This window comes from Actinoplanes sp. NPDC051388 (assembly GCF_055586225.1).
This window is the reverse complement of record NZ_JBVJIP010000009.1, coordinates 249,757-275,329: the sequence shown is the minus strand read 5'-3', so window position 1 is coordinate 275,329 and position 25,573 is coordinate 249,757. Positions and strand designations below refer to the sequence as shown.

General features: G+C 72.5%; 21 protein-coding genes and 1 riboswitch. Of the genes, 14 read left to right on the top strand and 7 right to left on the bottom strand.

Features of this window, described 5'->3' with window-relative positions; translation table 11 throughout:
• From ACZ6TI_RS24060 to ACZ6TI_RS24050, 3 genes are all read right to left on the bottom strand, one after another.
• Window positions 1-1,005 (bottom strand): serine/threonine-protein kinase (locus ACZ6TI_RS24060; RefSeq protein ID WP_465347370.1); only part of this gene is annotated, 1,005 nt, incomplete at its 3' end.
• A 245-nt stretch (window positions 1,006-1,250) separates the two neighbouring features.
• Window positions 1,251-2,162 (bottom strand): hypothetical protein, encoded by a 912-nt coding sequence (locus ACZ6TI_RS24055; protein WP_465347369.1) that lies wholly within the window; start codon window positions 2,160-2,162, stop codon window positions 1,251-1,253.
• Window positions 2,163-2,228: 66 nt separating this feature from the next.
• Entirely contained in the window at window positions 2,229-3,164 is a 936-nt protein-coding gene (locus tag ACZ6TI_RS24050; protein ID WP_465347368.1) for a sulfotransferase domain-containing protein, read from the bottom strand.
• A 798-nt stretch (window positions 3,165-3,962) separates the two neighbouring features.
• On the opposite strand from ACZ6TI_RS24050, the gene ACZ6TI_RS24045 reads away from it, so the two are divergent.
• From ACZ6TI_RS24045 to ACZ6TI_RS24020, 6 genes are all read left to right on the top strand, one after another.
• Window positions 3,963-4,910 (top strand): glycosyltransferase family 2 protein, encoded by a 948-nt coding sequence (locus tag ACZ6TI_RS24045; RefSeq protein WP_465347367.1) that lies wholly within the window; start codon window positions 3,963-3,965, stop codon window positions 4,908-4,910.
• Window positions 4,911-4,951: 41 nt separating this feature from the next.
• The gene (locus ACZ6TI_RS24040) at window positions 4,952-5,911 is read left to right on the top strand and encodes a glycosyltransferase family 2 protein (protein ID WP_465347366.1); all 960 of its coding nucleotides are present in this window, start codon (window positions 4,952-4,954) and stop codon (window positions 5,909-5,911) included.
• Window positions 5,908-7,284 carry a glycosyltransferase family 2 protein gene (locus tag ACZ6TI_RS24035; protein WP_465347365.1) on the top strand — a complete coding sequence of 459 codons (1,377 nt, stop codon included), beginning with the start codon at window positions 5,908-5,910 and terminating at the stop codon, window positions 7,282-7,284. The genes ACZ6TI_RS24040 and ACZ6TI_RS24035 overlap by 4 nt, the downstream gene beginning before the upstream one ends.
• 145 nt (window positions 7,285-7,429) lie before the next feature.
• On the top strand, window positions 7,430-9,658 hold the full coding sequence (locus tag ACZ6TI_RS24030; protein ID WP_465347364.1) for a hypothetical protein: 2,229 nt from the start codon (window positions 7,430-7,432) through the stop codon (window positions 9,656-9,658).
• On the top strand, window positions 9,655-10,539 hold the full coding sequence (locus tag ACZ6TI_RS24025; RefSeq protein WP_465347363.1) for a hypothetical protein: 885 nt from the start codon (window positions 9,655-9,657) through the stop codon (window positions 10,537-10,539). Before ACZ6TI_RS24030 ends, ACZ6TI_RS24025 begins: the two co-directional genes overlap by 4 nt.
• Window positions 10,540-10,545: 6 nt before the next feature.
• Window positions 10,546-10,629, top strand: a riboswitch (ZMP/ZTP riboswitch).
• Between the two features lie 11 nt (window positions 10,630-10,640).
• Window positions 10,641-11,507 (top strand): bifunctional 5,10-methylenetetrahydrofolate dehydrogenase/5,10-methenyltetrahydrofolate cyclohydrolase, encoded by an 867-nt coding sequence (locus ACZ6TI_RS24020; protein ID WP_465347362.1) that lies wholly within the window; start codon window positions 10,641-10,643, stop codon window positions 11,505-11,507.
• Between the two features lie 9 nt (window positions 11,508-11,516).
• On the opposite strand, the gene ACZ6TI_RS24015 is transcribed toward ACZ6TI_RS24020, so the two are convergent.
• Window positions 11,517-12,584: a glycoside hydrolase family 26 protein gene (locus ACZ6TI_RS24015; RefSeq protein WP_465347361.1), complete on the bottom strand. Its 1,068-nt coding sequence runs from the start codon at window positions 12,582-12,584 to the stop codon at window positions 11,517-11,519.
• The gene (locus tag ACZ6TI_RS24010) at window positions 12,584-13,396 is read right to left on the bottom strand and encodes a polysaccharide deacetylase family protein (protein ID WP_465347360.1); all 813 of its coding nucleotides are present in this window, start codon (window positions 13,394-13,396) and stop codon (window positions 12,584-12,586) included. Before ACZ6TI_RS24010 ends, ACZ6TI_RS24015 begins: the two co-directional genes overlap by 1 nt.
• Before the next feature lie 167 nt (window positions 13,397-13,563).
• On the opposite strand from ACZ6TI_RS24010, the gene ACZ6TI_RS24005 reads away from it, so the two are divergent.
• The 4 genes from ACZ6TI_RS24005 (at window position 13,564) to ACZ6TI_RS23990 (ending at window position 16,776) form a co-directional block, all read left to right on the top strand.
• Entirely contained in the window at window positions 13,564-13,809 is a 246-nt protein-coding gene (locus ACZ6TI_RS24005; protein WP_465347359.1) for a hypothetical protein, read from the top strand.
• A gap of 66 nt (window positions 13,810-13,875) precedes the next feature.
• Window positions 13,876-14,526: a hypothetical protein gene (locus ACZ6TI_RS24000; RefSeq protein ID WP_465347358.1), complete on the top strand. Its 651-nt coding sequence runs from the start codon at window positions 13,876-13,878 to the stop codon at window positions 14,524-14,526.
• A gap of 28 nt (window positions 14,527-14,554) precedes the next feature.
• Window positions 14,555-15,574 carry a phosphotransferase family protein gene (locus tag ACZ6TI_RS23995; RefSeq protein WP_465347357.1) on the top strand — a complete coding sequence of 340 codons (1,020 nt, stop codon included), beginning with the start codon at window positions 14,555-14,557 and terminating at the stop codon, window positions 15,572-15,574.
• A gap of 17 nt (window positions 15,575-15,591) precedes the next feature.
• Complete coding sequence (locus ACZ6TI_RS23990; protein ID WP_465347356.1) at window positions 15,592-16,776, top strand: metallophosphoesterase; 1,185 nt, start codon at window positions 15,592-15,594, stop codon at window positions 16,774-16,776.
• On the opposite strand, the gene ACZ6TI_RS23985 is transcribed toward ACZ6TI_RS23990, so the two are convergent.
• A complete protein-coding gene (locus tag ACZ6TI_RS23985) occupies window positions 16,754-17,653 on the bottom strand; it encodes an aminoglycoside phosphotransferase family protein (RefSeq protein ID WP_465347355.1) in 900 nt (299 codons plus the stop codon). The two genes, ACZ6TI_RS23990 and ACZ6TI_RS23985, sit on opposite strands and share 23 nt — an antisense overlap.
• 112 nt (window positions 17,654-17,765) lie before the next feature.
• On the opposite strand from ACZ6TI_RS23985, the gene ACZ6TI_RS23980 reads away from it, so the two are divergent.
• From ACZ6TI_RS23980 to ACZ6TI_RS23970, 3 genes are all read left to right on the top strand, one after another.
• Window positions 17,766-21,263: an ATP-binding cassette domain-containing protein gene (locus ACZ6TI_RS23980; RefSeq protein WP_465347354.1), complete on the top strand. Its 3,498-nt coding sequence runs from the start codon at window positions 17,766-17,768 to the stop codon at window positions 21,261-21,263.
• Window positions 21,264-21,567: 304 nt separating this feature from the next.
• Entirely contained in the window at window positions 21,568-22,176 is a 609-nt protein-coding gene (locus ACZ6TI_RS23975) for a TetR/AcrR family transcriptional regulator (protein WP_465347353.1), read from the top strand.
• 370 nt (window positions 22,177-22,546) lie between these two features.
• Complete coding sequence (locus ACZ6TI_RS23970) at window positions 22,547-24,010, top strand: FAD-dependent oxidoreductase (RefSeq protein ID WP_465347352.1); 1,464 nt, start codon at window positions 22,547-22,549, stop codon at window positions 24,008-24,010.
• Here ACZ6TI_RS23970 and ACZ6TI_RS23965 read toward each other — a convergent pair.
• Window positions 23,982-24,872 carry a S1C family serine protease gene (locus ACZ6TI_RS23965; RefSeq protein ID WP_465347351.1) on the bottom strand — a complete coding sequence of 297 codons (891 nt, stop codon included), beginning with the start codon at window positions 24,870-24,872 and terminating at the stop codon, window positions 23,982-23,984. The genes ACZ6TI_RS23970 and ACZ6TI_RS23965 overlap by 29 nt on opposite strands.
• A gap of 147 nt (window positions 24,873-25,019) precedes the next feature.
• Here ACZ6TI_RS23965 and ACZ6TI_RS23960 point away from each other — a divergent pair, with 147 nt between their 5' ends.
• Window positions 25,020-25,517, top strand: coding sequence for a DUF732 domain-containing protein (locus ACZ6TI_RS23960; RefSeq protein ID WP_465347350.1), 498 nt, complete (start codon window positions 25,020-25,022; stop codon window positions 25,515-25,517).
• Window positions 25,518-25,573: the final 56 nt, after the last annotated feature.

The following is a 25,573-nucleotide window of genomic DNA, read 5'->3' as shown; positions in this document are numbered from 1 at the left end:
TCGTCCTCTCCTCTCTCCTCCCCCCCCCCCCCCCCCCTCCCCCCCCCCCCCCCCCCCCCCCCCCCCCCCCCCCCCCCCCCCCCCCCCCCCCCCCCCCCCCGCCACCGAGGTGGGCTCCTCCGCCGCGCGCTCGTCCCAGCGCGGGACCGGCCGGGCCCCGGCCTCGTTCATCGGCACGTAGACCCGGGCGTCCACCGCCTCCGCCAGCAGCAGCGCGGCGACCAGGGCGGTGGGCCGCTCGGCCGGCTCCTTGCGCAGGCAGCGCGTGCAGAGGTCGAGGACCTCCGGCGCGAGGCCGTCGATGTGCGGCAGCGGGTCGGGAGTGCCGAAGCGCTGGGCGTGCACCAGCTCGGTGTTGGTGTCCGCCCGCCAGGGCAGCCGGCCGGACAGGCTGTGATAAAGCAGTGTGCCCAGCGAGAACATGTCGGAGCCCGGGGTGGCGGGCAGTCCTTCGAAGCGTTCCGGTGCCACGTACGCCGGGGTGCCCATCACCGGGCCGTCCGGGTCGGGATCGGGGGTGCCCACCGCGGCGGCGATGCCGAAGTCGAGCACCTTGGCGCCGGCCGGGGTGAGCATGATGTTGGCCGGCTTGATGTCGCGGTGCACCACGTGCTCGGCGTGCGCGGCGGCCAGGGCGGCGGCGACCTCGGCGCAGATCCGCACCGCGATCCGCCAGTCCAGCGGGCCGGCCGCCAGGTGCTCGCTCAGCGTCTGGCCCTCGACCAGCTCCATCACGATGTAGGGCACCTCGCGGTCGAAGCCCGGCGAGGTGCCGAAGTCGTGCACACCGGCCACGTTGGGGTGGGCCAGCCGGGCGGCCGCGCGGGCCTCGGTGCGGACGTGGTCGACGCCGGACACCTCGCCCAGCGTGCCCTCCACCGCGGACGCCATGATCTTCACTGCGACCGGCCGGTCCAGCACCTGGTCGTGGCCGCGCCACACCTCGGACATGCCGCCGATGCCGATGCGCTGCACGAGCTGGTAACGCCCGCCCACCGTCCGCATCCAGTCTCCCGTCCCCGCCGTTCCGGACTGGGTACCCGACGCCCAGCGGGGACAAACCGGAGATCACCCGGACGTGACCATCTCGACAGACATGGCGGAGGCCGTCCTTGTGGGACGGCCTCCGCCATGGACGACGCCCAGTCTTTTATGCCTGCCTTTTACGCTGGCGCCGGAGCGTTCGATCTTGACACTAGGCGGCCGGTGCGGCCGCCGTGCGCGGACCCCGCGGGAAGGTGACCCGGCTCTCAGCTCAGTTCGGAGCGGAGGTCGTGGGCGCCGTCCTGGCGGGTCGCCTCGTAATAGATCCGGGTGCGCCCGTCCGGCATCGTGACCAGGCTCAGGTAGCGGAGCCCGAACGGGGCGTGCGGGCTGCCGACCGGCTCGCCGTCCTCCGCGGTGAGCGCGCCGAAGCTGCCGTCCGGCAGGCGGGCGCCCCGGGCCGTGCCGGTGCGCTCCTCCCAGTTCTCCCCCGCGGTGGCCCGCCCGTCGTACGCCGCCACCACCGCGTCACCGTCCACCACCACCGAGGACACCCGCACGCCGCGCGCGTCCCACTCGCCCGGCCGCCCCGCCAGCGCGGTCGAGCGCCAGGTCCAGCGCACGCCGTCGGCGCTGGTGTAGTACTCCGTGGTCATCCGGTCGGCGTCGTCCCAGGACTCCAGCGGGTGCACCGACGCCCACAGGTGCCAGCCGTGCTCGTCGTGGTGCAGCACCGGGTCCTTGACGCCGACCGTGGCGTCGCCGGCCAGCACGGTCCGCGGCGTGGCGGTGGCCAGGCCCTCCGGGCTGTCCGCCTCGAGCAGGTCGACCCGCCAGTGCTTGGTGCCCGGCGTCGCCACGCTCACGTAGAGCCGCCAGGCGCCGGCCGGCGTGCGGACCAGCGCCGGCCGCTCCAGCGACTCGGCGACGAACATGTCCTTGCCGACCTCGGCCACCACGGTGAAGGTCAGGCCGTCGTGCGAGCGGGCCACCACGTTCGCGATGCCGCGCCCCTCGCCGATCGGCAGCCGCAGCCGGTATGCCAGGTAGACATCACCGTCCGCGACGATCGAACTGGGCGCCCCCGACCACGCGCCCGGTTCGTCACCGGGCGGGTCGACGACCACCACCGAGTCGTCCCAGCGTGGCAGCGGCAGCGTGGAGATTCCGGTGGACAAGGCGGCTCCAGTTCGTGGCGGGGGATCTTAGCGAAGAGTATGCCATTCTCTACGCTTCCGATGGGATTAGATGGCGTTGGCGTGTCGGTCCACGGACAGCCAGTCGTCGTACCGCTCACCGGTCACCCGCTCCAGCAGAGCGATGTCGTCGGCGAACAGCGGCAGCAGCTCGGCGCGCTCCGCCGGGGTGGTCACCGGGCGCGCGCCGGTCTTGCGATGCAGCACGGTGAGCAGCGGTCCGCGGGCGGCGAGGCGCAGCGGAAGCGGGAAGCGGTGCCCGAATCCGCCGCCGGCCCGCAGCAGGCCGCGGAGCACGGCGTTCACCCGGGTGTCCTCGACCACGTGCCGGTTCACATTCTCCTTCGGGATCTGGGCCAGCGCGCCCGCGCGGACGCCGAGGAAGGCGGCGACCCGGTCGAGCGTCGCGGCCGGCGCGTCCTTGAGGTCGCGGTAGCGCAGCAGCAGCACCTGGTCGCGGTCGAAGACCTTGAGCAGGTGGTCGATCTGCTCGCCGTAGCGGCCCAGCCGGGTGTAGTGCCAGAAGGGCGCCCAGCCGGCCGCGATTCGCTCCGGCTCGGCGTGGCAGGCGGCCAGGAAGTCGGCCTCCGGCTCGAGTCCGGCGTTCCACAGGTGGGTCCAATTGGAGTGCGCCCGGTCCACCGGGTCACGCAGCAGCAGGATCAGCCGCACGTCCGGCAGCAGGCTCTTGATCCGGTCGTGCGCGTCCAGGTCGTACAGGTAGAAGGGGGTGGCCTCGCCGCGCATCGCGCCCGACGGCGCGGCGTCGAACAGCGCTTCGTAGTCGGCCTGCCGCCAGACGTGCTCCTGATAGGTCTGCACGTCGCCCGGGCCGCCGGTGCGTGGCGGCGGGCCGTCGGTCAGGAAGAACTTGGGCTCCTTGACCGGCGAGAGATAGAGGTCGGGGTGCCGGACCAGAGCGGCGTGCAGGGCGGTGGTGCCCGCCTTGGGAACGCCGGCGATCAGGAAGTCCGGGAGTGCCATGGGGGTCCTCCAGGGCGGGGGCTGGGCCACAAAGTGGGAGTTAGCCTACGGGATTTATAGGCTTTCGCACATCGGGTCACCCGCGCGAACTGGTAGCCCAGCCGTGCATCCGGGGCCTGGATGCACGGCTGGGCTACCACTCCGGGGTTAGACCGAGCGCTTCCACCACCGCTTTCGCCGGAATCGCGGGCATTTCCCGGCGCCGCAGAACGAGCACTCGGCGCCCTTGCGCAGATGCTCGTGGGCGAGGCGGGGATGGCCACAAACACACACAGCTTCGTCGGCTGTCATCGTTTCACCCACGGTAATGAAGGACTCACGCAGCGAGTCTAATGTCGCCGGCGGATCGTCGACGTCATCTGAACATCGACACCGGACGGGCCACACCCGGAGGCGGATGTAACCGATCCGCACCCGGTAATACACGTTCCGTAGTCGCGTCTCTCAGTGACTTTCGTCACGCCGAGTAATCCGACATCTCGACCTTGTCCCGGTCCTGGCCTCGATCATGGCCGGTGGGCCAACCCCTGCCCGAACGACCGGTTATCGACCTGGCGGGGCGGAGTGACCGTTACCTTGCGTGACCGCTGAGACTGGGCGTGAATCTTGATTTCAATGCGAATATTGCCTGCTCAAACAGCCAACGGACAACCCCGCATGGATGGCTACTGCCCGTACTTTTGGCCATTTGACGCTACGTAGCGTGTTGCTAGATTCGTGGCAGAAGTAAGCGACTCGGTTGATCACCCCTCGATCCCCCCGAATACGTCGCATCTGCCGCCCCCCGAAGGGACCGACATGCAGCTCTCCACTCCCGCCGGCAACACGCCGGGTAGTGCTTCGTCGTCACCGACCGTAAGCGTCGTCATTCCGACCCTCAACGAGGAGCGGAACCTGCCGCATGTGTTCGCCGACCTGCCCGACGGCATCGACGAGGTGGTCCTGGTGGACGGCGGCTCGATCGACGACACGGTCGCGGTGGCGCGTGCGCTGCGGCCGGACGTGGTCGTCGTGCACCAGACGCGTACCGGCAAGGGCAACGCCCTGGCCTGCGGGTTCGCCGCCTGCACCAGCGACATCATCGTGATGATCGACGCGGACGGCTCGACCGACCCCAAGGAGATCCCGGCTTTCGTCGCCAAGCTGGTGGCCGGCGACGACTTCGTGAAGGGCTCGCGCTTCTCGCACGGCGGAAACAGCCACGACATCACGCCGCTGCGCAAGCTCGGCAACGACGGGCTGAACATGGTCGTCAACGTGCTGTTCGGGACCCGCTTCACGGACCTCTGCTACGGCTACAACGCGTTCTGGCGCCGCGTGGTCCCGGTGCTGGACCTGCCGGACACCCGGCTGCCGCGGCCGGCCGACGGCAGCAAGCTGTGGGGCGACGGGTTCGAGATCGAGACGATGATCAACATCCGGGCCGCGGTGGACGGCATGAAGGTCGGCGAGGTCGGCAGCGTCGAGCACGCCCGCATCCACGGCGAGACCAACCTGAACACCTTCCGGGACGGCTTCCGGGTGCTGCGCACGATCTTCAGCGAGTACGGCCGGATGCGCCGCAACCGCCGCACCGGCACGGTCACCGTCGCCGCCGAGCCCGCCCTGGCGCCGGCCCGCCGGATCGAGCAGTTCGACCGGAACATCCCCCGCTCCTCGGTCGCGCACGTGAACCGCGGCGCGCTGCAGGAGACCGGTGCCCGCCGTACGGACGACATCAAGCAGCGCCAGCACGCCCAGGACTGACGCTCGTCCCCCGTTCCCGCCCCTGCAAGGAGTCCCCGAAAGTGGAGAACTTCCGTCCCGAGGTCAGCATCGTCATCCCGACGCACAGCGAACAGCGCTGGTCGTCGCTGGTCCGCACCGTCGCCTGCGCCCGGTCGCAGGTCTACACGCCGGCCGAGGTCGTCGTCGTGGTCGACCACAACCCCTCGCTCTACCGCCGGGCCAGGCGGGACCTCGCCGGCGTGACCGTGCTGGAGAACCTCTACGCCAAGGGCGTCTCCGGCAACCGCAACACCGGCGCCTTCCACACCCACACCGCGCTGATCGCGTTCATGGACGACGACGTGATCTCCGAGCCGGACTGGCTCGGCAGCCTCGTCGCGCCGTTCGCCGACCCCAAGGTGGTCGGCACCGGCGGCGGGATCAGCCCGGCGTGGGAGGGGCGGGCGCCGCGCTGGATGCCCGAGGAGTTCCTCTGGGCGGTCGGCGGCTCGTACTCCGGCATGCCCACGGTGACCGCGCCGATCCGCAACGTCTGGTCGGCGAGCATGGTGGTCCGGCGCGAGTCGTTCATGAAGGTGGGCGGCTTCCGCACCGGCTTCGGCAAGGTCGGCGGTCAGAACCGGCCGGAGGACACCGAGCTCTGCATCCGGATGAGCGAGGCGGCCGGCGGCCACTGGATGTTCGTGCCGGAGGCGGTGATCCGGCACGAGGTGCCGGCGATCCGCTCGACCTTCTCGTTCTTCCTGCGCCGCTGCTACGCCGAGGGGCGCGGCAAGGTGCAGATGGCCGGCCTGCACCGCGGCGGCGACAGCCTGGACGCCGAACGCGACTACCTGCGCTCGCTGCCCAAGGCCGTGGCCCGCAACATCGCCGCGGCTTCGCGCGGCGCGGGCGTCTCGCACGCCCTCAAGGCCGGCAGCGTGCTGGCCGGTGTCGCCGCGGCCGGTTTCGGCGGCGCGGTGGAGACCATCTCGATCCGGCGTACGGTGCGCCGCCCGCAGCTGGAGGCCAGCCGATGAGCACCGGAGTCAACGGCCACGTGTGGACGCCCGCCGAGCGCGTCGAGGACGTCCTGATCCGCCCCGAGGTCGAGCCGGCCGGTGGGGTGCTGCCCGCCGCCGTGCACGACGTCGAGATCTCCGACCCGCTGCCCACGATCGCCGGGATCGGCGCGGACGGCCGCCGGGTGCTGCAGGCCTGGATGCTGGTCCGGCTGTTCTCCGAGCCGCTCGGCACGGTGCTGGTGGACGTGCCGCTCACCGGTCTGCGCCCGGCGGACGTGGGCCGGGCGATCAACGCCGAGCTCGGTGTCCAGCTCGCGCCGAGGCTGGCCGGGCTGGGCCTGGCCGCGCTGCCGATCGACGGGGTCACCCCCGCCACCGAGCCGGCCTTCCTGGCCCGCCGCCGCGAGGTGCTGGCCACCGCGCCGCACATCACCGTGGTGATCTGCACCCGGGAACACCCGGAGGCGCTGGCCAACTGCCTGGACAGCCTGCTGGACCAGAAATACCCGGCCTTCCGGGTGCTGGTCGTGGACAACGCGCCGACCAGCGACGCCACCGCCAAGGTGGTCGAGGCGGCCGCCGCGCGCGGCCACGTCGACTACCTGCTCGAGGCGACGCCGGGGCTCTCCTTCGCCCGCAACGCCGCCGTGGCGGCCGCGCCCGGCGAGATTCTGGCCTGGATCGACGACGACGAGCGGGCCGACGAGAACTGGCTGGCCGAGGTCGCCCGCGCGCTCGCCGACCACCCGGAGGCGGACGTCGTCTCCGGCGTGATCGTGCCGGCCGAGCTGGAGACCCGGGCACAGCTGTGGTTCGAGCAGTTCGGCGGGCACAGCAAGGGCCGCGGGTTCAAGCCCGACGTGTTCAGCCCGGCCACCGCGCACATCCAGAGCCCGCTCTACCCGCTGCCGCCGTTCGGCACCGGGGCGAACATGACCTTCCGGCCCGGCGTGATCGAGCGGATCGGCGGCTTCGACGTGGCGCTGGGCGCCGGCACCCCGGCGATGGGATCCGAGGACACCCTGGCGTTCACCCAGGTGCTGGTCGGCGGCGGCACCATCGTCTACCAGCCGAGCGCGGTCACCCGGCACTACCACCGGCGCGACCTCGAGGGCCTGCGCAAACAGATGGTCGGGTACGGCGCGGGGCTGACCGCGGCGTACACCAGCCTGCTGCTGGGCCGGCCGGGGCTGCTGTGGTCGTTGATCAAGCTGGCCCCGGGCGCGCTGCGCGACCTGACCGGCTCGGACAGCCTGCGGGTCGCCACGCTCGAGGAGGACTTCCCGCGCGACCTGCTCACGGCGAACCGCAAGGGGATGCTGGCCGGACCGCGGGCCTACTTCAAGGGCCGCCGGGCGGCTCGGGCGAGGGCGCGCGGCGCCCACTGATCCCTCGAACACCGGACATGTGGCCCCGGAACCGGGCATTCTCGGATCGGGGACACCGATGTCGCGAGACCAGATGCCCGCTGGGGACTGCAGATGCCGATGGACCACCCCGTCCGAGTCCCCCGACGCCGCGGAGGCGCCCGAGATGCCCGACCAGCGATCCGGTGACCGGACCGCGACCGAGGAGGCGCCCGTCGCCGCCGCGGGGACCGACCGTCCGCACGACCACGCCCGCGGCACCGCACCGGTGCCCGGGCGGCGTCCGCGTGGGCGTAAGCAGGCGCGCGGCAGCGTGCGGGTGGCGGACATCCAGACGAGCACCGGCGTGCCGAAGACTCAACTCAAGGTTGAGGGTGAACCTGAAGTAGAGGTTGAAGCTGTCAAGCCGCCGAAAATCGACAATTCGGCCACCCTGGACGAGCTCGTCGGCCGGGCGCTGTCCAAGGCCGTCGCCGAGGTCGCCAAGGCCGACCTGCCGGTGCGGGAACGCGCGGACACCGGGCGCATCGAGCAGCCGAGCCGGGAGCGGCGCAAGGCGCCGCGCGGCGGGCCCTTCGATCTCGGCCACGCGCCCTCCGTGCTGCTGTTCTCCAGCCTCGGTGTGCTGCTCGTGGCGCTCGCCTACACCGGTGGGCGCTCCGGCGCCGCGGGCGCGACCGGCGCCTACTGGATCGGCCAGGTGGTCGTCTTCACGCCGGTCGTGCTGCGCCTGCTGAGCCGCCGGATGGCCGGCGTCGCCGAATCGTTCCTGCTGGTCATGGGACTGGCGGTCAACCAGTACCTGCTGAAGTGGATGTACAGCCCGGACCAGTTCCGGTTCCCCGACGAACTGCAGCACTGGCTCGCCACCACCACGATCATGGAGACCGGCGAGCTGTTCCGGCCCAACCCGGCGCTGCCGCCCGCGGTGCACTTCCCCGGGCTGGCCGAGATGGGCGCGGCGGTGGCCTCGATGACCGGGCTGCCGGTCACCGCTGCGGGCATCATCGTGGCCGGCGTGGCGCACCTGGTCTTCGTCGGCGTGCTGTTCGTCTGCGTGCTGCGGGCCAGCAACTCCCCCGCGGTGGCCGGCGTGGCCTGCGCGACCTACGCCACCGCGCTGCACTACCTGTTCTTCAGCTCGATGTTCCTCTACCAGACCGCCGCGCTGCCGTTCTTCATGCTGGCCGTGTGGGCGGTCCGCCGATGGCGCGTCGAGGGCGGCAAGCCGTTCCTCGTGATCACCGTCGCGTCGGCGGCGATGACCGCGGTCAGCCACCACGTCACCGCCTTCGCGCTGATCGCCACGCTCGGCCTGCTGGGCCTCACCGAGCTGGTCGTGGAGAAGCCGCGGCGCTGGTCCGCGCTGCTGCCGGCGGTGATCGCGCTGGGCGTGACCGCGACCTGGATCCTGCTGGTCGCCACCGACGTGATCGGCTACCTCGAGGAGCCGGTCCAGCAGGTGATCACCACCGTGCAGACTCTGGTGAACGGGCAGCAGAGCGCGGCCTCGGCGAGCGCGCCGGTGTCGATCGCCCAACTGGCGCTGCAGGCCACCGGCCTGATCGGGCTGTTCGTGCTGTTCGTCGCGGTGGGCCGGGACATGGTGACGCGGCAGGACCGGGACACCTGGCGGTGGGCGGCGCTGATCGGCGGCGCGGTGTTCTTCGGCGGCAACGCGGTGCGGTTCCTCGGGCAGAACGGCCCGGAGATCGCCGGCCGGCTGTCCACGTTCACCTACGTGCCGATCTCGATCATCGCGGCCATCGCGCTGGTCCGGGCGGTGCAGATCCTGCCGTCCCGGGACACCGCCGGCCGCCGGCACTGGGTGGCCCCGGCGCTGTCCACCCCGCCGGGGACCGGGCGCAGCCTGGTGATCCGGGTGCTGGCCGGCTCCGCGCTGGTCACCCTGCTGATGATCGGCGCGCGGGCCGGTGGCTGGCCGCCGCTGGGCTCGCTGCTGCCGGGTCCCTATCTGGCGGGCGGGTTCGAGCGGTCGGTGGACGCGTACGGCGTGGACGCCGCCGAGTGGCAACGCGACGTGCTCGGCCCGGGCAACCGGGTCGGCGGCGACGTGACGTCGGTGTCGCTGGCCTCGACCTACGGCCGGCAGGACCCGGTGCGCGAGGTCGGCCCGCTCTACTACGCCGACTCGTGGAGCCTGGCCGACGACGACCTGGTCGCCGACCTGCACCTCAACTATCTGGTGGTGGACCAGCGGCTGAGCACCCAGCTGCCGGAGAGCGACGCGTACTTCGAGAACGACCCGCGGGCCGGCCTCATCACCGAGCCGCTGACCACCCGGCAGCTGGGCAAGTTCGACTCGCTGATCGACGTGGACCGGCTCTACGACAACGGCACGGTCCGGATCTACCGGATGGGAACCGACCAGTGAACGCCACCGAGCTGCGCGCGCGGGCCCTTTCCACGCTCGTCTCCGGCCCCGTGCTGACCGCGATCGCCACCGCCGTGTCGGCGGCCGCCGCGCTCGCCGGGCCGCCGGTGCTGGCCGTGCCGGGCGGGCTGCTGCTCGCCTTCCTGCTGCCGGGCCTGGCGCTGAACGCGCTGATCTTCCGCTACCGCACGCTCAGCGCGGTCGAGCGGACCGTGCTGGCGCCGGCGCTGAGCATGGCCACGATGATCGTCGCCGGGCTGGGCGTCTTCGTGGCCGGCTTCCCGCTGGACCGGATCACCTGGACCCTGGCCACGGCCGGGATCACCCTGGTCGTGCTGCTGCTCGAGGCGGTGCCCGAGCGGGTCTGGCAGGGCGAGGACGAGGACGACGAGGACGGCCCGGCGACCAAGCCGATTCCGGTCATCGGGGACGCCGACCCGCTGCGCAAGCTGCCCGGACCGTTCGCGCCGCGGTCGCCGGAGCAGCGGGTGCCAACCCGCAGGCTGGTCCGGCAGCTGCTGCCGATGCTGCTGGTGGTGGCGGTGCTGGGTGGGGCCGGCTGGCTGTCCTTCCGGAGCTCGGCGGACAGCTACCGGGTCACCGTCACCACGCTCGCCGCCGCGCCGCCCGGTCCGGTGGCCGCGGACGGCACCCGACAGGTCATCGTCACCGCGTCCGGGCTGGTCTCGGCTGACGGGCCGTACACGCTGGTGGTGACGGATCCGGCGGGCACCCGTACCGCGGAAGTGCCGGTCGGGGCCGGCGCCGGCGACCGGAGCGTGACCCTCACCCTGCCCTCCGCCGCCCGGATGACCGTCGGGCTCTACCGGGCGGGCGACTCCGCCGCCTACCGCGCGGTCATCATCGCGGCCACGGAGTAGGTTGGTCTCCTTCAACGCGACTGGCGGCACCGAGGATGGCGATCACCATCGGGGAGCGCGTCGTGGGGGCCGTCCGCCTGGGTGCCCACGGGGAGAAACGCATGTCCGACACCTCCACCGCCCGGCTGCTGCCGGGCGCGCCCGTGGCCAAAGCCGTGCTCGCCGACGTGTCCCGGCGCGCGACCGCCCTGCGCGAGCGCGGCGTCGAGCCCGCCCTGGCGACGATCCTGGTCGGCGACGACTCGGCCAGCGCCGGATACATCCGGATCAAGCAGAAGCAGGCCGCCGAGCTCGGCTTCGTGTCGCCGCACGAGCACCTGCCGGCGTCCGCCACCCAGCAGGATCTGCACCGGGCGATCGCCCGCTTCAACGACGATCCGGCGGTGCACGGCCTGCTGATCCAATACCCGATCCCGGGTCACCTCGACTACGACGCGGCGCTGATGACGGTCGACCCCGACATGGACGTCGACGGCATGCACCCGCTCAACCTCGGCCGGCTCTCCAGCGGGCTGCCCGGACCGGTGCCGTGCACGCCGGCCGGCATCGAGGCGCTGCTCGCGCACTACGAGATCCCGGTCGCCGGGCACGAGGTGGTCATCCTGGGCCGCGGCGCCACCATCGGCCGGCCGCTGGCCATGCTGCTGGCGCAGAAGCGGCCGACCGCGAACGCCGCGGTCACCGTGGTGCACACCGGCGTGCCGGACTGGCAGCGCTACACGCGCCGGGCGGACGTGCTGGTCGCGGCGGCCGGCGTGCCCGGCATCATCCAGCCCGAACACGTGCGGCCGGGCGCGACGGTGGTCGGCGCGGGCGTGCGCTACGAGGGCCGGCGGCTGCTGCCGGACGTGGACGAGTCGGTGGCCGAGGTGGCCGGCGCGATCACCCCGCGGGTCGGCGGCGTCGGCCCGACCACGGTCGCGATGCTGTTCCGCAACGCGGTGGACGCCGCGGAGCGCGCTGTGTGACTGGCCCCCTTACGCCTTGAAGTGCGGGTCGTTCGCCAGCGCCTTGAACGCGGCGAGCGACTCCGCGTCGGTGTCGATCCGCCACTTCTCGTGATAGCCGGGATGCGTGTCGGTGTCGAACCACACCAGCGCGCCGATCGCCGGGTGCTGCTCGACCCAGTTCCCGGCGAGGGTGATCCAGTCGGCCTTGGTGCTGCCGCCACGGTCCACCGAGCCGATCTCGGTGATCATGATCGGCTTCGTCGGCGCGTAGGAGTCGTAGAGCGCCTGGAACAGCCGGCCCGGGACCTCCCGGTGCAGGTTGTAGCCGGACACGCCGACCCAGTCGACCTGGTCGTCGCCCGGGTAGTAGCGGGCCTTGGCGTTCCAGCTCTCCGCCGGGCTGTCGTTCCAGTTCGGGCTCCACACCCAGGACACGTTGTCGGCGCCCTGGTCGGCGAAGATCTTCCGGAGGTGCTTCCACGACCTCACGTAGCCGGACGCGTCGTTGCCGTTCTTGGCGCCGCCCCAGGCGTACCAGCTGCCGTTCATCTCCCAGCCCCAGCGCAGCAGCACCGGCCGGCCGAAACGCCGCAGCTGACGCGCATTGCGCCGGATCAGGTCGTCGTGGTCACCGCGCAGGATCGAGGCGTGGTCGGTGCCCCGCCAGGAGATCATCGGGTACGTGTCGTCCGGCAGCCACGAGATCCGGCGCGGCAGGGTGTCCCGCCACGCATAGAAGGAGTGCAGGATCCGCGGGTCACGCCCGAGCTGCTGGCGCCGCAACGCGACCGCCTCGGCCTCGGACAGACCGTCGAGATCCAGGTACGCCCCCAGCATGGCCTTGCCGCTGACGAACGGCACCGGCCCGCCGCCTCGGGTGACGATCCGGGGAGCGGCGCTGGTCGCCGACGCACCGGGCGACGGCGTGGCGGCGGCCGGCACATCGCGCCCGAGCCCGGTCGTCGCCTCGGCGGGCGGTGTCTTGGCCCGCGCCTGCAACACCACGACCGCCGCGGTGGGCAGCGCGGCCATCCCGGCCAGCCCCAGGAAGATCCGCCGGCCGTAGCGCTTCGGCGCCCGGTGCAGTGGGCTCATCATGTCAGCGTCCGTCCGGTCGCCTGGGCCACCTTGCGCGCCATCCGCCAGGCCGGCTGGGCCAGCCGCTTCACCTGCGGCACCAGCTGCGATCCGCCGCCGGCCACCAGCGCCACCAGGTCGTCGCCGGAGTGCGCCGGGATGGGCTGCAGCCGCGGCACCGCGAACCGGTGCTCGCCGGGCCGGTGCAGACGACGGCCGACCTCGGTGGCGTTGTCGTGCCCGGCGGCCCGCACCTCGTCGCGCACCCGGCGCCCGTTGTACCCGTGCGGGTACGCGAAGCTGCGCACCGCCACCTGCAGCCGCTGCTCCAGCTCGTCGTGACTGCGCACGATCTCGGCCCGCAGCACGTCGGGCGGCAGCACGTCCAGCGGGTGGTGGACGAGGCCGTGGTTGCCGATCTCCACCCCGGCGGCGGCCACCTCGGCCAGCTCGTCCCAGGTGAGCAGCCGGCCGAAGTCGGGTGACCAGCGGCCCAGCCAGTCCGCGCGCTCGCCCAGGTGCCCGACGGAGGCATAGAGCGTGGCCCGCGCGCCGGCCGCGGCCAGCACCGGCACGCCCGCGGTGAGGAGGTTGCGATAGCCGTCGTCGAAGGTGACCGCGACCATCTTGCCGGTGTCACCGGCCGCCAGCAGGTCGAGCGCCTGGCTCAGCCCGACCAGGCGGTAGCCGGCCCGGGTCAGCGCGGTGAGCTGCTCGGTCAGCCGGCCCGGAGGCACGGCGAGGTCGCCCAGTGGCCCGCCGATCGCGGACACGGAGTGGTACATCAGCGCAGGCAGGGTCTCCCAGGCCGGCGTGGCCGTGTCGGTCACCGGATTCCTTCCTCTTTCACTACCGGACAACTCCCCTATCGGCCGGCCGCCGGGCGAGTTTCGGGTTTACCGGGTTCCGGGCCCGATCGACTCGGCCGAAAGTCATAGACCGGGATCTGCCCGCGGGCGGAAGCGGCCGACCGGCCGGGCACGGCAGGGTGACCGCCATGACCGGACGGATCGATGCACGACGGCTGGCCGAGGCGGTCGCGGAGGCGGCGGCGGTGCTCGGCGTGACCGCGCTGCCGGTGGCCTGGCGAACGCTCGACGGCTCGGTGTCGGCGGTTCTCCTCGGCATGTTGGCGCTCCTCGCGGCTGGCATCTACGCGCTACACGCCGTAACCTTCGACTGCTTCCGGATGACTGGGCACCGCGAAGAACGCAGTTTCTCCTACACACAGCGTGAGGAGTGAACCGTCCCCTCGCACGGTCCGTATCCCCGGGAGACGACGCACAGCACTACCCCCGGGAGCGGCCTCATGTTCCGGCTCATCCAGCTCCACGCACACCTCGGCGTACCCCGCATCGGTGTGGACCCCGACGGCTATGCCTCCGAACGCGCCGCACTGGCCCGCTACCGCGCGACCCCGGCGACGTTCTTCGGCGTCGGGCGGTTCGACGAGGAGGGCACCCTCGCCGAGATCATCATGGACACGGTCTGCGGACCGATCGGCGACTGCCCGCGGCCGGCCACCCTGGTGCACGCGCACACCTTCCAGCGGCTCTGTGACACCTGCGGCTTCGGCCTGGAGGTGCTGAGCGTGTCCGAGCTGGCCATGCGGCTCGGCATCGCGGTGCGGCCGGCGCCCGCGCTGGCCCGGTCCGGGCGGCACGCGGCGGCGGAGTTCGCGTTCACCGCGAGCAACCGGATCGCCCGCGAGTTCGCCACCCGGGTCGACGACCCGCAGTGGCGGATGGAGCTGTGCGCCGAGCTGGCCCGCAACCCGAGCTCGGTGAACGGGCTGCTGATCGGGGTCGGCGCGCTGTCGCACCGGGACGTGCTGGACCTCTACCCGTCGCTCTGCGCGCTGGGCAGCCAGCTTCCCGCCTACGTGCACGGCGACCTGTTGCGAGCCACCGCCCGGCCGCTCTCACCGGCCGGGGTGGCGGCGCTGCGGATGGGGCTCTGACCCGGCCGGCCCGCCTAGGCTCGGGCGCATGGACCTCCCGGGCGGCGCCAGCGTGACCCTGGAGTCCGCGCGGCCGGTCACCGAGGGCTGGTGCAACACCGTCGCGGTGAACCCGCGGCTGCTGCGCTGCACCGCCGACGACGGCCGCACGGTGATCGTGAAGATGCGTCGGGCGCCCGGCGATCCGCGCCGCCGCGAGGGCTTCCGCCGCGAGCTGACCGCGTTGCTGCTGCTCGCCGAGCTGGACTGCGACGCCGGGCCACGGCTGCTCGCCACCGACGACAGCGCCGGCCTGCTGGTGCTGGAGGACCTCGGCTCCGGGCCGGCGCTGGAGGACCTGCTGGTCGGCGACGACCCGGCGGCGGCCACCGCGGGGTTCGTCGCGCTGGCCGAGGCGGTCGGCCGGATGCACGCCGCGACGCTCGACCAGGCCGCTCAGATCGGCCCGTCCTGGTTCGACGTGGCCGAGCAATGGAGAAGGATCGGCCACTTCCTGGAGACCGGGTGGGCCGACCGCGACGTGGCCGCGCTGCTGGAGATCCTCGGATCCGGGCCGATGGCCCTCTCCAACGGCGATCTGGCGCCGCAGAACTGCCGGCTGCGCGACGGCCGGATGCGCCTGCTCGACTTCGAGGACGCCGCCTGCCAGCATCCGCTGCTCGACGCGGCGCAGTTCCGGCTCCCGTTCTACGGCGGGCCGTGCTGGGCGCGCATCCCGGCGCCGGTGGGCGCGACGGTGGAGGCGGCCTATCGCGCGGCGGCCGGGCGGGCCGACGACCGCTCGTGGGCCGAGGGCATGGCCGCGGCGGTCGGCGCGTGGACCATCGTGCGGCTGGTCCGGGTGCCGAAGCTGCTGGCCGGGGACTCGCCGCACCCGATGGGCTTCTCCCGGCGCGGCCAGTTGCTGGACACGCTGCGGGTGGGCGCCGAGGCCACCGCGGAGGTGCTGCCCCGGCTGTCCGCGTGGTTCGCGTCGACCGAGGACGGGCTGCGGGCACAGTGGCCGGGGGCCGCCGACCAGCAGGACGTGTATCCCGCGTACCGATGAGTGGCATGCTTGCTGGCGTGTCAGTTGGAGAAGCGGTCGAGACCGAGCCACGCCGGCGCTCGCCGCGTGCGGTGCTGTTCGGCCTGACCATCACGACGATCCTGGCTCTGCTCTTCGGCACGCCCTGGTGGACGCTCGTCTGGGCGGGCAACGACTGGCCACGTCCGGTGTTCGTGGCCGGCACGGTGCTCGTGGTGCTGGCGGTGCTGACGTTCCCGGTGCTGATGTTCGCCGGCCACGGCCGCCGGCACCGCGACTCGATGGCGATCGTCGCGGACACCATGCTCGGCGTCGTCTGGGTGCTCTTCGTCTGGTCCCTGCTCGGCAACGTGCTCCGGCTCGTGCTGCAGATCGCCGGGGTCGCCGATCCGGTTCGCTCCCGCGTCGTCACCGCGGTGGTCGCGCTGATCGCGCTCGTCCTGCTGATCTGGGGGTACGCGGAAGCGATGCGCGTCTCCCGGGTCCGGCGGGTCGACGTGGTGCTGCCCCGCCTCGGCGCCGGCCTCGACGGGCTGCGCGTGGTGCTGCTCACCGACACGCACTACGGTCCGATCAACCGCGCGAAGTGGTCCCGTGGCGTGATCGACGTGGTCAACAGCCTCGAGCCGGACGTGGTCGCGCACACCGGCGACATCGCCGACGGTGAGGTGGCCCAGCGCCTCGAGCAGGCCGCGCCGCTCGGCGACGTGCGCGCCGCCCTGGCCCGGGTCTACGTGACCGGCAACCACGAATACTTCTCCGGCGCGCAGGGCTGGATCGAGCACATGGCGTCGCTCGGCTGGGAGGCGCTGCACAACCGGCACGTGGTGGTCGAGCGCGGCGGCGACCGGCTGGTGGTGGCCGGGGTGGACGACCGCACGGCGGCCGGCTCAGGAGTGCCCGGGCACCACATGGACCACGCCGCGGCGCTGGCCGGCGCGGACGAGTCGCTGCCCGTCCTGCTGCTCGCGCACCAGCCGCACCAGATCACCGGCGCGGTGGCGCACGGCATCGACCTGCAGCTCTCCGGGCACACCCACGGCGGGCAGATCTGGCCGTTCCACTACCTGGTGCGGATCGACCAGCCGGTGCTGCAGGGGCTGAGCCGGCACGGCGCGCGGACGCAGCTCTACACCAGCCGGGGCACCGGGTTCTGGGGGCCGCCGTTCCGGGTCTTCGCGCCGAGCGAGATCACCCTGCTCACGCTGCGAACCGGCGGCTGATTTCGTCCGCGGCGCCGAGCATCTCGGACGCCAACGGCTCGAGGCCGACGCCGGCCAGGACCAGGCCGGTGGACACGCGCTCGGCGACGCCCCACTCCCAGATCGCGGTGACGTTCGTGCCGGTGCGCGCGGCGAGCCAGTGGGCGCGGTCCCAGGGGTCGCCGGCCATCAGCTCGACCGGATCCTCGCGCATCAGCACGCCCAGGTCGTACTCCGGCTCGGCGATCAGGCCGTCCGGGTCGACCAGTTTGAAGCCGTCCGCCGACCGCAACGCGTTCCACTGGTGCACGTCGCCGTGGACCAGGACGGCGCGCTCCCGGGCGTACCCGAGAATGCGGTTTTGCAGTGCGGAAAGAGCGTGCTCGACGGTGCGCTCGGCGCAGGGCCGGTCCAGCTCCGCCCACCGGCGCCGGATGTAGCCGGCCAGCCAGCGTGCCTTCCCGGCGCCGGTCGGCAGGTCCGCGTCGACCGGCCGCCAGACCCGGCGGGCCGCGTCGGTGAGGATCTCCAGACGTTCCGGCAGCGGGCGGTTCAGTTCGAAGAGCGACGGGCCCAGGCGTTCCAGCAGCATCGCGCCGAGGTCCTCGTCGGCCTCCAGCAGCGTGGCGCAACCGTCGCCGCCGGCCAGCCGCAGCACGGTGATCTCGTGCCGGGCGTGGTTGCCGAGCCGTGGCACCAGCATCTTCAGCACCGCTGGGGTGCCGTCCGAGCGCGTGGCCTCCGCCACGAACGCCTCGGTGCCGTCCTGGAACGTGCGGCCCAGCGTCAGCCCCCAGCGCCGCTCCAGGTCCACGACCAGAGACGGCAGCCCGGCGAGCCAATCGCCGGCGCCGGCCAGGCGGGCCTTGGCCACCACGGTGGCCGGGAGATCGATCATTCGCGTGATGGTGACACGCGTGACACCCGGCGGCGACGTAATTGCGTTGAAGCGCTCTCCGGCGCGCCGGAGGATGGGGGTACCGCCCGTCCATCCGAAGTGAGGAACTTCTATGCGCCTGCTCCGTGACCTGTGGGACACGTCGTCGCGCCGGACGTTCCTCGTGGCCTTCCTGATCGTGCTCGGCGCGGCCGGGCAGGCCGGTGCCCTGGCGCTGGCCGGCGCGGTCCTCATCGACCGCTCGGTGCCGATGTTCGTGCTGCTCGCGGTCGCCCTCGTGGTCTCCGTGCTCGGCGACATCGTGGTCGGCCTGGTGGTCGCCGGCCTGACCGCCGACTGGGCCGCCCGGGCCCGCCGCGGGCTCAACCGCCGCGCCTTCGGGCAGGACCTGCCGACCCTGGAGAACACCCCGGTCGGCGAGCTGCTGGACCGCATCGACAGCGACGTCTATCAGGTCGGCTCCGAGATGCGCAGCAGCGGCGTCCGGCTCGCGAACTCCCTGGCGGTGGCCACCCTCTCGGTGGTCGTCGCCTTCATCGTCTGGTGGCCGGCCGGCATCGGCATGGTGCTCGTCTCGATTCTGCTCTATGTGACCATGAGCAAACCGGTCGCCCGCATCTCCCCCGCCCGGATCAGCGAGGAGGAGGCCTGGTCCGACCTGGCCGCGGTGATGGAGGAGTCGGTGCACGGTCAAGACGACGTGCGCACCAGCCTGGCCGCGCCCTACGTGCGCAAGCTCTATGCCCAACGGGCCCGCGAGGTGCTGGTCCGGGGCCGCAAGGTCTGGCGGATGTCCGCCCGGATCACCCTCGGCGCGGGCGCGATCACCCGCACGCTGATCGCGGTGCTGGTCGTCGGCGGCGCGTTCGCGCTGGTCGCGGGCGCGGTGGACAGCGCCCGGCTGACCTCGATCTGGCTGCTGGCGCTCGGCTTCGGCGGCACCCTCGAGCACGTCACCCGCATGGTGCCCGAGCTGCAAAATGCGCTCGGCGCCTGGAGCCGGGTGCAGTTGCTGCGCGAGGTCAAGCAGGAGCCGGTCGGCGGCGCCGACCCGGCCGACGGCGACCTCGAGATCCGCGGGCTGACGTTCCGTTACGGCGAGTCCGACTCCGGCCGGCCGCCGGCCCTGCACGACGTGTCGCTGACCTTCGCCCGCGGCCGGTCCTACGCTCTGATCGGGCGCACCGGGTCGGGCAAGTCGACGCTGGCCAAGGTGCTCACCCGGGCGGTGGACGTGCCGCACGGCACGGTGTTCCTGGCCGGCACCGACATCAACGACCTGGACGTCGAGGGGCTGCGCCGGTTCACCGCGATCGTGCCGCAGCGCACCGAGATCCTGGCCGGCACGCTGGCGGAGAACATCGCCTTGTTCGACCCCGAGCTGCTGCACCGGGCCGCCGCGGCGCTCGCCGAGCTGGGCCTGACCGCGTGGGCGGAGAGCCTGCCGGACGGCATCGAGACCCGCCTCGGCGACGGTGGCTACAAGCTGTCCGCCGGGCAGGAGCAGCTGGTCGCATTCGCCCGCATCCTGGTCCGCAATCCGCACGTGGTGATCCTCGACGAGGCCACCGCGCGGATGGACCCGGTCACCGAGGCATGGGTGCAGCGGGCCACCGACCGGCTGCTCGAGGGCCGCATCGGCGTGATCGTGGCGCACCGGCTCTCCTCGGTCGAGCGCTGCGACGAGGTGATCGTGCTGGCCGACGGCCAGGTGGTCGAGGCCGGCCCGCTGCGCGGCTCGCGACGCTTCGCCGAGCTGCTGGCGACCAGCAACGCCGCGGTCCCGGCCGGCTCGACCGGCGCGACCAGCGGTGGAGTGCTGCTGGCCGAGCGTGACGGCGGCTGGGACGACCCGGCTCCGCCCGATGACCTGGCGACCGAGTCGCTGGTGAACAACCTGCCCAAGGCGGACCCGCCACCGCTGCCGCCGGCCCCGCGGGCCCGCACGATGCGCGAGATCTTCCGGCTGGCCGTCAACGACCCCCGTTACGGCCTGGGCGCCGTCGCGTTCTTCGGCGTGCTGGTGCTGCTCGGCCTGGACGGCGCGATCCTGCCGCTGCTCTGGGCGCACGTGGTGGACGGCGTGGGCGACCCGCTCTGGCCGGCCATCGGCATCGCGGCCGGCCTGATCTTCGCGATCCCGACGCTCTATTACACCGGCGCCTGGTTCCCGGAGTGGTGGGTCCGGCAGATGCTGCGGATCAGCATGCGCCTGGTCCAGGGCCAGATCGGGCCGCGCCGGGTCAGCAAATACACGCCCGCCGAGGTGGTCGCGCACGGCGGTGACACCGAGCGCGTGGTCATGCTGGCCGACAACATCATCGACCTGAGCATGAGCGTCATCGTGATCGTGGTGATGACGCTGGCCGCCGGGTCATATGTGCCGGCGCTGTTCTTCCTCGGCACGATGGTGGTGTCCGGCATGGCCGCCACGCTGTTCGGTCCCCGCCTCGAGCGGGCCGCGCGTCGCACGGTGGCGGCGCGGGCGGCGTTCGCGACCGCGCTGGTGTCGTCGCTGTCCGCGGCCCGCACGGTCAAGCTGGCCGGCGCCACCGAGCCGGTGCTCGACCACCTGGCCCGGCTCGACGCCGACCGCAGCGAGAAGCAGCGCCGCGAGATCGCCATCCAGGTCTGGGCGCGGTCGACCCCGTCCGCGCTCAGCGGCCTGGTGCCGATCGCGGCCTGGGCGCTCTATCTGAACGGCGGCCTGACCGCGGCGGCGACGCTGATCGCGGTGTCGGTGCTCGGCTCGGCCCGGTGGTTCGCCTGGGTGGCGGCCTCGCTGGTCTCGCACTTCCCGTCGGCCCGGGTGTGGACCCGGCGCACGGTGGCGATGACCGGCGTGGCGGACTACTCGTCGGCGGTGTCCGGTGTGGACATCGCGGAGGGCACCGCGCCCGCACCGCCGGCCGCACCGCGGCAGCCGCTGGAGCGCCTGGAGCTCTCCGGCTTCTCCGCGGTGCACGAGAACGGCACGGTCGGCGCCGAAGGGGTCGACCTGACCGTGGACCGCGGCCAGCTGGTGCTGGTGGTCGGCCCGGTCGGCGCCGGCAAGAGCTCACTGCTGCGCGCGCTGGCCGGGATCGTGCACCACACCGGCCGGCTCACCTGGAACGGCCGCCCGGTCGACGAGCCGGAGCTGTTCCTGCGGCCCAACCAGGTGGGATATGTGGCGCAGCTGCCGCGGGTGCTCTCCGGCACGGTGGCGGACAACATCCAGCTGGGCCACGAGGTGGACGCGGAGGACGCGGTCTCGACCGCCCAGCTGGAACACGACCTGGCCGCCGCCGGCGGCGGCCTGCAACTGCTGATCGGCCACAAGGGCACCCGCCTCTCCGGCGGCCAGCTCCAGCGCCTGGCACTGGCCCGGGCCCTGGCGCCGCGCACCGAGCTGCTGATCGCCGACGACGTGTCGTCCGCCCTGGACGTCACGACCGAGCTGGAGTTGTGGCGGGCGCTGCGCGACCACGGGGTCACGGTGGTCGGCTCGACCTCGAAGCGGGCCGCCCTGGTCCAAGCCGACAAGGTCGTGGTCTTGATCGGCGGCCGGGTCGAGGCGACCGGCACGTGGCGCGAGCTCGAGGACCGCTGGGGCCACCTGGCCGGTTGAGCCGGGCCGGGCCGAGGTTCCGCTGAGTTTGTTCGGCGGGCCTCGGCCGGCCCTGCGATCCGCAGGACTGCGTGCGCGGCCGGAATCGCCCGGCCAGTTTTGCTCGTCCTTTCCCTGCCTCTCCCCGCCCGCCGCCTCTCCTGCCCGCCGCCTGCCCTGTCCCCGCCGGTCGCCTCTCCTCGCCGTTCGCCTCTTCTGGTCCGCCGCGCCGCGCCAGGTTGGCCTCGCCGATTCTGAGGAGAGCCCGAGGAAGTTGCGGGGCACGCATCTTTGCGGGGCACGCAGCTTTTGCTACCTTGGTGGCATGGGGCTCCGGGAAGAGAAGAAGCAGGCCACCCGGGCCGCGCTCACGTGGGCCGCGACGAGGTTGGTCGTCGAGCGGGGCTACGACAAGGTGCTGGTGGAGGACATTGCGGCAGCCGCCGGGGTTTCACCGCGGACGTTCAACAACTATTTCGCCAGCAAGGGTGAGGCCATCGCGGCGCGGCACTCCGATCGGCTGGTGGCGGTGGCCACCGCCCTGGGCGAACGGCCCGCCGGTGAGCCGTTGTGGGACTCGTTGCTGGCCGCCGCAACGGTGCAGATGGAACCAGGTCCGGAGGTGTCGGCCGACCCGGTGGTCGATCGCGAGAAGTGGATCGCCGGGGTCCGGGTGATGGTGGAGCACCCGGCGCATCAGGCGGAGTTCATGCGGGCGGCGGCCAAGGCCGAGGCGGCCCTGACCGCGGCGGTGGCCGCCCGCACCGGCACCGACCCGGTGCGGGACCTCTATCCCAAACTGGTCGCGTCGGCGGTCCTGGCCGCGGTCAACGTGTCGATCGCCCAGTGGTTGGCCAGCAACCCGCCGGCCGACATCAACGCCCTGCTGACCGAGGCCCTGACCACCCTGGCCGCGGGACTGCCCCCACCCTGACACCCAACCCGGCCCACCGACCGACAACAGCGCCCCATCACCCGAGCCCCGACCAACCTGGCCGCAGCACCGCCCCTGTCCTGACACCCGGCCCGGCCCGGCGGCCGACATCTGGCCACCCCGCCCGGATCTGCTCCATCTCGACACCAGGCTGTCCGCCCCGACGTGGGGCCACATCCACGGCCATCGCGCCTCCCGGATGGGCCTCGTCCACAAAGGTCTATCGATCAGGACCGCTGGTCGAGCCATCGCGCCCGCCGACCGCATTTGCATCAGCCCACCGCGGCGATTCCTGTTCGCGCTCGAATACAACACATGCACCTGCGCCACTCGGCGTTCTTTTTCGCGTACCCAAGGGAGGGGTTTTGTCATGGTTGAGGTTTTGATTTCTGGGGGTGGGCCCAACGGGCTCATGCTGGCCTGTGAGCTTGCGCTGCACGGGGTCAGGGCCGTTGTGCTGGAGAAACGGACCGGGCCCACCACCGAACAGCGCGCCAACGGGATCGTCGGGCAGGTCGTGCGGATGCTGGATCGGCGTGGGCTCTATGCGCGGCTCGCCGGATCGGAAAAGCCTCCGGCACCGGCGCCGCGGTTCATGTTCGCGGCGTTTCCGCTTCCGCTCGATGAGCTGGCCGACAATCCGGTATACACCCTTCTCGTGCCCCAGCAACGCATTGAGGAAATGCTTGCGGAAAGGGCGGCGGAGCTCGGAGTCGAGGTGCGGAAAGGCTGCGAGGTCAGTGGATTCAGCGAGCGCGGCGATCGGGTCCTGGTGGAGACGACGACCGGGGAGACTTTGGAGACGCGGTGGCTGGTCGGCGCGGACGGCGGGCACAGCGTGGTGCGCAAGCTGGCCGGCATCGGCTTCCCGGGCGTGACCACCGATCACACCGTGTCACGGACGGCCCACGTCACCGTGCCCGACCGGCTGCGGGATCCGGCCACCGGCGGGCTGAGCGTGCCGGGCTACGGGGTGATCCCGCCGTTCCTGCATCACCGCAACGAGCGTGGGCTGCTCACCTTCGCGACCATGCCGAACGGGCGCCAGCTGGTCAGCGTGAACGACCGGGAGCCGGCGCCGGACGGGCCGATCACTCTCGGCGAGGTGCGGCAGGCGGTGGAACGGGTGCTCGGCGTGCCGTTCGAGCTCGGGGCGCCGCGCGGGGACGGGCCGGAACTGTTGCGCCGCACGGTCGGTGGCAACACGCGGCTGGCCGAGCGGTACCGCGCCGGGCGGGTGCTGCTGGTCGGCGACGCGGCGCATGTGCATTCGGCGATCGGCGGTCCCGGCCTCAACCTCGGACTGCAGGACGCGGTCAATCTGGGCTGGAAACTCGCGGCCACGGTGCGGGGCGAGGCCCCGGACACCCTGATCGACACGTACGAGTCGGAGCGCCGCCCGATCGCCGAGCGCGTCGTCATGCACACCCAGGCCCAGTCCGCGCTCGTCGGGCCCGGGCCGGAGGTGACCGCGCTGCGGACGTTGTTCGGCGAGTTGCTCTCCGACCCGAGCGCCCTGACCCGGGTCGCCGACCTGATCGCCGGATCAGGGTTCAGCTATCCGGGCGCCGGGCCCTGGGCGCCCGACCTCACTTTGCGGGACGGCACCCGCCTCGCCGAGCTGACCCGGGCCGGCGGGCCGGTGCTGATCGACCGCCACGGCGTCGGTGACCCGTGGCGCGACCGGATCAGGGTGATCAGCGATCCCGGTCCCGGCGACTCGATGCTGTTGCGGCCGGACTGCTACCTGGCCTGGACGTCCGCCGAATCGGAGGACGCCCTGGCCGAGGCGGTCGGGCGCTGGTTCAGCGCGCCTGCGATTCGAGCTGCTTGACGACCGTGCTGACCGTGTCGGACGGGATCGCGAAGCCGACACCCACACTGCCGGTGGAGCCGTCGCCCGCCGTCGCGATCGCCACGTTGATGCCGATGACGTTGCCGGAGGTGTCGACCAGCGCCCCGCCGCTGTTGCCCTGGTTGATCGGGGCGTCGGTCTGCAGCAGGCCGGTGAGCTGCTCGTCGCCGGTGTTCACCTCGCGGTCCAGCGCCGAGACGATGCCCGAGGTGACGGTGCCCTCCAGGCCGAGCGGGGCGCCGAAGGCCAGCACGGTGTCGCCGACTGCCACGGTGCTGTCCGACGCGAAGGTGGCCGGGGTCAGGCCGGACACGTCCCGGATCTGCACCAGCGCGAGGTCGTGGGTGGTGTCGGCGGCGACCACCGAGGCCGGCAGCGTACGCCCGTCGGAGAGGCGCACGCTGACCGTGCCGTTCGTGGCGATCACGTGATTGTTGGTGAGGATCAGCCCGTCGGAGTCGAGCACCACGCCGGAGCCGAGCGAGGTCGAGCGGGCGCCGTCCACCAGCACGGTGACGATGCTCGGGCTGACCCGCGCGGCCACCGGGGCCAGACTGTCGCCTTCGGTCACGGTCGTGTTCGCCGTGGTCGCGGCCGTGGCGGCGACGGTGCTCGTGGCGCCGTCGCGGTATTGCTCGGCCACCAGACCGCCGGCCACTCCGCCGCCGCCGATCAGGGCCAGCAGCAAGGCGCCACCGGCGAACCGGCGCGGCCACCGGCGGTCGCCGCGATGCGAGCGCGGCGGCGGTGGGGTGATCGGAGGCGGACCGCCCGCGGCACCGAACTCGGGCGCGGAACCGTAGGTGTAGGTGTCTTGCGGCCGGGTCATGGTGTCGGTCATCGCGGGTGCCTCACTTCGTCGGGCTGATGTGGTCGAGGTTCCCCGGGCGGCTTGTCATGTCGTTGTGAGTCGTCTGTGAGTCCGCTGAACACCCCGTCACGCCGACCGGTCCGGCGACGTTGAAGCATTGTGATTTCGGGGCGGTTCATGCGTATCGAGCTGGGGATCGTGGCCCTGGCGGCGGTGGTGCTGGCGCTGGGCGGCTGCGGCGGGGATGAGACGAAGCCCACTGAGGTGCCGGCGTCCGTACCGGTCGGGGTCGGTGACGAGCCCACCGCCGAGCCGGACGCGCCCTCCGCGCGGGTGACCAGCACGGCGACCGCGGCGACGCCGGCCCGCACCACCCGCAAGCCGACCGCGAAGCCGGGCCGGACCGGATCGGGGGTGGCCGGCTTCGTGCGGACCGTGCAGGCCCGGGTGACGGAGGTGGCGATCGACCGGCGGGACGAGGAGATCGCGGCGATCGCCCAGCAGGCGTGCGCGTCGCTGGCGGCGGGCAAGTCGGCGCGGGCGCTGGTCGCCGAGACCCGGTCGCTGGGCACCGCGGACGCCGAGGCCACTGACCAGGCCACTGCCCACGACCTGATCAAGCTGGCGATCGACACGGTCTGCCCGGACCAGGACGCTCGCGTCGACGAATTCTGAGCCCCGCAGGGGGTTGCCCCTAGACCGAAAGTCGCAGCCCGGCATACAGGCTTTGA

What these genes read in the sequence shown, in the direction of transcription:
- ACZ6TI_RS23970 (WP_465347352.1), top strand. Translation starts at nt 22,547, where the DNA reads ATGGTTGAGGTTTTGATTTCTGGGGGTGGGCCCAACGGGCTCATGCTG.
- ACZ6TI_RS24005 (WP_465347359.1), top strand. Translation starts at nt 13,564, where the DNA reads ATGACCGGACGGATCGATGCACGACGGCTGGCCGAGGCGGTCGCGGAG.
- ACZ6TI_RS24035 (WP_465347365.1), top strand. Translation starts at nt 5,908, where the DNA reads ATGAGCACCGGAGTCAACGGCCACGTGTGGACGCCCGCCGAGCGCGTC.
- ACZ6TI_RS23965 (WP_465347351.1), bottom strand. Translation starts at nt 24,872, where the DNA reads ATGACCGACACCATGACCCGGCCGCAAGACACCTACACCTACGGTTCC.
- ACZ6TI_RS24030 (WP_465347364.1), top strand. Translation starts at nt 7,430, where the DNA reads ATGCCCGACCAGCGATCCGGTGACCGGACCGCGACCGAGGAGGCGCCC.
- ACZ6TI_RS24020 (WP_465347362.1), top strand. Translation starts at nt 10,641, where the DNA reads ATGTCCGACACCTCCACCGCCCGGCTGCTGCCGGGCGCGCCCGTGGCC.
- ACZ6TI_RS24045 (WP_465347367.1), top strand. Translation starts at nt 3,963, where the DNA reads ATGCAGCTCTCCACTCCCGCCGGCAACACGCCGGGTAGTGCTTCGTCG.
- ACZ6TI_RS23985 (WP_465347355.1), bottom strand. Translation starts at nt 17,653, where the DNA reads ATGATCGATCTCCCGGCCACCGTGGTGGCCAAGGCCCGCCTGGCCGGC.
- ACZ6TI_RS23960 (WP_465347350.1), top strand. Translation starts at nt 25,020, where the DNA reads ATGCGTATCGAGCTGGGGATCGTGGCCCTGGCGGCGGTGGTGCTGGCG.
- ACZ6TI_RS23980 (WP_465347354.1), top strand. Translation starts at nt 17,766, where the DNA reads ATGCGCCTGCTCCGTGACCTGTGGGACACGTCGTCGCGCCGGACGTTC.
- ACZ6TI_RS23995 (WP_465347357.1), top strand. Translation starts at nt 14,555, where the DNA reads ATGGACCTCCCGGGCGGCGCCAGCGTGACCCTGGAGTCCGCGCGGCCG.
- ACZ6TI_RS23975 (WP_465347353.1), top strand. Translation starts at nt 21,568, where the DNA reads ATGGGGCTCCGGGAAGAGAAGAAGCAGGCCACCCGGGCCGCGCTCACG.
- ACZ6TI_RS24000 (WP_465347358.1), top strand. Translation starts at nt 13,876, where the DNA reads ATGTTCCGGCTCATCCAGCTCCACGCACACCTCGGCGTACCCCGCATC.
- ACZ6TI_RS24015 (WP_465347361.1), bottom strand. Translation starts at nt 12,584, where the DNA reads ATGAGCCCACTGCACCGGGCGCCGAAGCGCTACGGCCGGCGGATCTTC.
- ACZ6TI_RS24050 (WP_465347368.1), bottom strand. Translation starts at nt 3,164, where the DNA reads ATGGCACTCCCGGACTTCCTGATCGCCGGCGTTCCCAAGGCGGGCACC.